Here is a 4,825-nt window from a genome sequence, read left to right on the forward strand (position 1 = left end):
CCGGTGACATTAATCCAAAATTAATTTGATCAATTTTTTTAATAATTCCTTTCAAAATATTGGCTCCTTAATAAATGTTTATTTAGTTCAATACCTTGTATTTAGATAATTTAATTTATAATTCAAATTCATCTCCAAATTAAAATCTGAAACAATAATTCAAGAATTCAACTCCAAATTAAATCTGAAACAATAATTCAAGAATTCAACTCCAAATTAAAATCTGAAAATCAATTATCTAAGCTTTGTCCCCAAGAACTAATTTAGGGAAAATACATAAACTCTTAAGTTCGTCTAACAATAATTTAAATGCATATGAAATCTCTACAGGATAAGTTTCAGAGTCTCCGCAGATTGGGCAGTACATCTTATTCTTATTCTTGTCAAATACTGCAAGCATACCACATTCATTACATACAACAGCCTCATACTTATCAGACTCGTCTAAAAGTCTTTCCTTTAAAGCAAGTGCTGCACCGTGTGCAATAAGACAGTCCCTTTCCATTTCTCCAAATCTTAAACCACCTTCACGTGCCCTACCTTCAGTAGGTTGACGTGTAAGTACTTGAACAGGACCAGTGGAACGAGCATAAACCTTATCTGTTGTCATGTGGTGTAATTTTTGGTAATATGCAACACCGACGAAGATTTCAGCCTCAATACGTTCACCGGTTACACCATTGTATAGGGATTCACAGCCTGCAGATTCAAATCCGTTTTCATGAAGGGCATTTTTGATTTCCTTTTCAACATTTTCATTGAATGGAGTACCGTCCATACGGTGACCTTCCATACATCCTGCCTTACCTGCAACCATTTCCAATACCTGTCCTACAGACATCCTTGAAGGAATAGCGTGAGGGTTAACAATAATATCCGGAACTACGCCGTCTTCTGTAAATGGAATGTCATCCTGAGATAAAATAAGACCTACAACCCCTTTCTGACCGTGTCTTGACGCAAACTTATCACCAAATTCAGGTTGTCTTGTATCTCTTACTCTTATTTTAGTCAATTTGCTTCCTTCAACAGTTTCGGTAAGCAATACTGCATCTACAATACCCTTTTCACCATGCCTTACAGTGACTGAAGTTTCTCTTCTCTTTTCAGCAACGGTACCGAATTCATCGATTTCACCCAAGAATCTTGGAGGGGATGTCTTACCGATCAATACATCACCTGATTCAACATGGGATTCAGGGTTTACAATACCGTCTTCATCAAGGTTACGGTAAGACTCTTCTGAACGATAACCTTTAACTCCCTTTTCAGGAACTTCAAACTTATCCTCTTGTCCACCAGGGTATCTTCTTTCAGATGCCTCATAGGACCTGAAGAAAGATGATCTTCCCATACCTCTTTCAAGTGAGGACTTATTGAGAATCATTGCGTCTTCCATGTTATATCCTTCATAGGACATGAGTGCAACAACAAGGTTTTGTCCGGATGGCCTTGCATCATAGTTGATTGCATCAATGATTCTTGTCTTAACAAGAGGAGTTTGAGGGTGGTGCAATAAGTGCGCACGGGTATCGGTACGCAATGCATAGTTGGATACATATAATCCTAATGCCTGCTTTGTCATACCCGCTTCCATTGTATTCCTTGGAGAGGAATTGTGATCTGAAAATGGAATAATTCCTGCACAAATACCTAACATGGTTGAAGGGTCAATTTCCAAATGAGTGTGATCTTCATTCAAATGGCTTAAATTCATTGCAATGTATGAATTTTCTTCCTCTTCAGCATCAAGGTATTCCAAAATACCTAAATCGAATAATTCATCCCAAACCAATCTGCCTTCAGCAATGTCTTCCATATGCTTGTCAGTAAGTTTAGGTTTAGCATCCTCAACAAGAATCAAAGGTCTTCTAGCCCTTCCCGGGTCTGTGAATATATAAATTTCATCATTATCATCATAATAGGTGATATTCATTTCATTGGAAATTTCACCGCGTCTTCTTCTTAAACGCATTTCTTGAGTAAATTCTTCAGGATTTTCACAAGTTCCTGTAAGTTTACCATTAATATAAATTTTAGCTCTTGCCATAAAATCCCTCTATTTAATCAATCATTTTAATACCAAATTCATTTTCTGAATCCTTATCCAATTCACGGATAACATTAACCACATCTTCAGGGTCGAAACCTTCAGAAATCTTACACATAAGTGCCAAGTTCTTTACCAACCCACAGTTTGGTCCTTCCGGAGTTTCGTTTGGACAGATTTTACCAAATTGAGTTGGGTGCAAGTCTCTTGCTTCAAAGTGAGGTTGGCTTCTGGTAAGCGGTGAAACAACCCTTCTTAAGTGGGAAAGTGTTGCCATATAACTTACCCTATCCAATAGCTGACTTACCCCAGCTCTTCCACCTACCCAATTACCTGTAGCGATTGCATGCTTGATGTTTTCAGTCAATACATCAGAACGTACAGCCTGCTTGATTGAAAGCTCCTTACCACGGGAAAGGCTTCTTTCAAGTTGGTAACTCATATCTCTGGTTAAACTGGAGAAAGCTACTCTGAACAAGTCTTCCATCAAGTCACCGGAAACTCTTAATCTTTTATTGGTATAATGGTCCTTATCGTGAGGTTCTCTTTTACCTTCAATTACCTGAAGTAACATTTCAGTCATTTCAGCCAAGTAAATAGCCTTGTCATAACGTTTATCAGATTCAATTCCCATATGAGGCAATAAATATCTGTCAATAACATCCTGAGCACGTCTTATTCTGTACTCTTCAGTCATTCCCTTAGCAACCCTATTACCAATGTATTTAATTGCAGCAAGTTGCAAATAATCATCCTTTTCTTCTCTGGTCATATCTTGCAATTCTCCAGCATCAATCTTCAAGTCCTTTTCAGAAACCTGAAGGTCGTCTGCAACATACATTTGGAAGTCAAAGTCATCGGAAATCTTTGTAATTATGTCTTGGTCAGTCTTTAATCCTAATGCCCTAAGCAATATTACAAGAGGGATTTCTCCAGGAACATAAGGGAAGGAAATTCTTAAGAAAACACCGCTTTTACGTGGTTTTTTGTATTCCAAGGTAATTCTTGCTCTAAAACCGCTTTTGATTGAAGTAACAATAGCCTTTGCATGTCTGTCTTCAGGAGTGTCAAGTCTTTCAAGAATGATTTTATTAGGTGCAATCTCTTCCATTGTAACGACCGCTCTTTCGGAACCGTTTACAATAAAGTATCCTCCCGGATCTTTAGGGTCTTCCCCTTTTTTCTCCAATTCCTCATCGCTAAGACCGTGCAAATGACAGATGTTTGATTTAAGCATAAGAGGCAATTCACCAATGTATACATAAGAGTCATCATCCAAGACAACATCCTCATCACTGTTATTGTCCTGCAATGCCATTTGCAAATACATGTGAGCAGAATAGTTTAAGTTTCTAAGTCTTGCTTCAGTAGGATAAATCATACTTTTAGAACCGTCTGCCTCTTTGGTAAAAGGCTTTTCTATTTTAACCTTACCTGTTTTAAGAGTAAAATTACCCTTTTCGTTTTCAATAGTTATAGGTTCAGTAAAATCAATAATGCTTTGTATACGATTGTCTACAAAATCATTATAGGATTTGAGATGGTGATCCACAATATCATATTTGTCAAAAAATGAATCTACTAAACCCCAAGTTTCAGTATTCAAATTTTCATTTTCCATCTAATTTCTCCAAATAAGTATTATTTTTTATTTGCTTCGAAATATTATCAATTATCAGAATTATTATAATTCACTTTAATTTATAAAAATTAATAATAAACTAATAAAGTTAATCATAAAGAGTTAAAATTAATAATAAACACTTAAAATTAATAATAAACTAATAAAGCTAATCATAAAGAGTTAAAATTAATAATAAACACTTAAAATTAATTATAAACACTTAAAATTAATAATAAACACTTAAAATTAATTATAAATTATTAAAAATAAGTTACTTAATTTAAGAATAAATTATTGCTTATCTATTCCATATACAACTCTGTAAGTAACAAATTCTCCAGCAGTTTCACTATCACGTGTGATTTTTATAACGTCCCCCTCTTCAAAGGTTTCATCAGCTTCAGCTTTCATAGCCTTAATAACCGGATCATCCATTTTTATTTTTGGAAGTTGACTAACATCATAATCTAAATTCTTAAAAATTTTCTTTTTTTCAGATTCGGATAATTTTTCATGCTCTGGAACAGCATTATGTTTTCTAATATCAAATTTCAAAATATTCCTCCAATTTGAAGATACTTTTCGCTTATTCCATTGGAATAAGAAACTTTAACTAAAATAATAAATTTATTGATTATATCTTTTTTCAAGGGGCTTTCCTCCTTGTAATTTGATCTGTTCGGCTATATAATACACTTGTTAAGGAATATTTAGATATTGGCTATAATTATCCTACAGCAATGTCTAAAGCTTTAAAAAAATTTTCTAATATCGAAATAAACACACCTAATGATTTACTAGCTATAAGCTATATAAAAGCTATAAAAGAACTAAAATCAATGATTGAGGGAATGGAGCTTGTGCAAAGATAACACCTCACCTCTCCCCAACCCTCTCCTTTGGGGTAAATCAAGAAGGAGAGGGAGCTTAATTTTTATACAGGTGAAAATGCTGCAGATAAGAACAGCAGTGGAATGGGACTTGCTATTGCTAAAGCAATCACTGACAGCCTGAAGGAACGAATATGGATCGAAAGCAGTGAGAAAAAAGGAACCAGCATTTACTTTACTGTATCTGTCCATTCATGATTTTTTTGAACAAAAAAATCGGGGTGACAGGATTCGAACCTGCGGCCTCTTGATCCCAAATCA

General features: G+C 35.0%; 4 protein-coding genes and 1 pseudogene. 2 read left to right on the forward strand and 3 right to left on the reverse strand.

From position 1 onward, the window contains the following. Positions 1-238 precede the first annotated feature (238 nt). The 3 genes from rpoB to Q0138_RS04555 form a co-directional block, all read right to left on the reverse strand. Entirely contained in the window at positions 239-2,050 is a 1,812-nt protein-coding gene (gene rpoB / locus Q0138_RS04545) for a DNA-directed RNA polymerase subunit B (RefSeq protein ID WP_297981518.1), read from the reverse strand. A 13-nt stretch (positions 2,051-2,063) separates the two neighbouring features. Next, on the reverse strand, positions 2,064-3,671 hold the full coding sequence (locus tag Q0138_RS04550) for a DNA-directed RNA polymerase subunit B'' (protein WP_297981521.1): 1,608 nt from the start codon (positions 3,669-3,671) through the stop codon (positions 2,064-2,066). 294 nt (positions 3,672-3,965) lie between these two features. Next, on the reverse strand, positions 3,966-4,229 hold the full coding sequence (locus Q0138_RS04555; protein ID WP_297981523.1) for a DNA-directed RNA polymerase subunit H: 264 nt from the start codon (positions 4,227-4,229) through the stop codon (positions 3,966-3,968). A 143-nt stretch (positions 4,230-4,372) separates the two neighbouring features. On the opposite strand from Q0138_RS04555, the pseudogene Q0138_RS04560 reads away from it, so the two are divergent. After that, positions 4,373-4,546, forward strand: a pseudogene (locus Q0138_RS04560) (nucleotidyltransferase family protein); the annotation flags it as partial. Positions 4,547-4,582: 36 nt separating this feature from the next. After that, on the forward strand, positions 4,583-4,762 hold the full coding sequence (locus Q0138_RS04565; RefSeq protein ID WP_297981525.1) for an ATP-binding protein: 180 nt from the start codon (positions 4,583-4,585) through the stop codon (positions 4,760-4,762). The last annotated feature ends 63 nt before the right edge of the window (positions 4,763-4,825 follow it).

The organism is uncultured Methanobrevibacter sp., from assembly GCF_937906425.1.
GTDB lineage: Archaea > Methanobacteriota > Methanobacteria > Methanobacteriales > Methanobacteriaceae > Methanobrevibacter.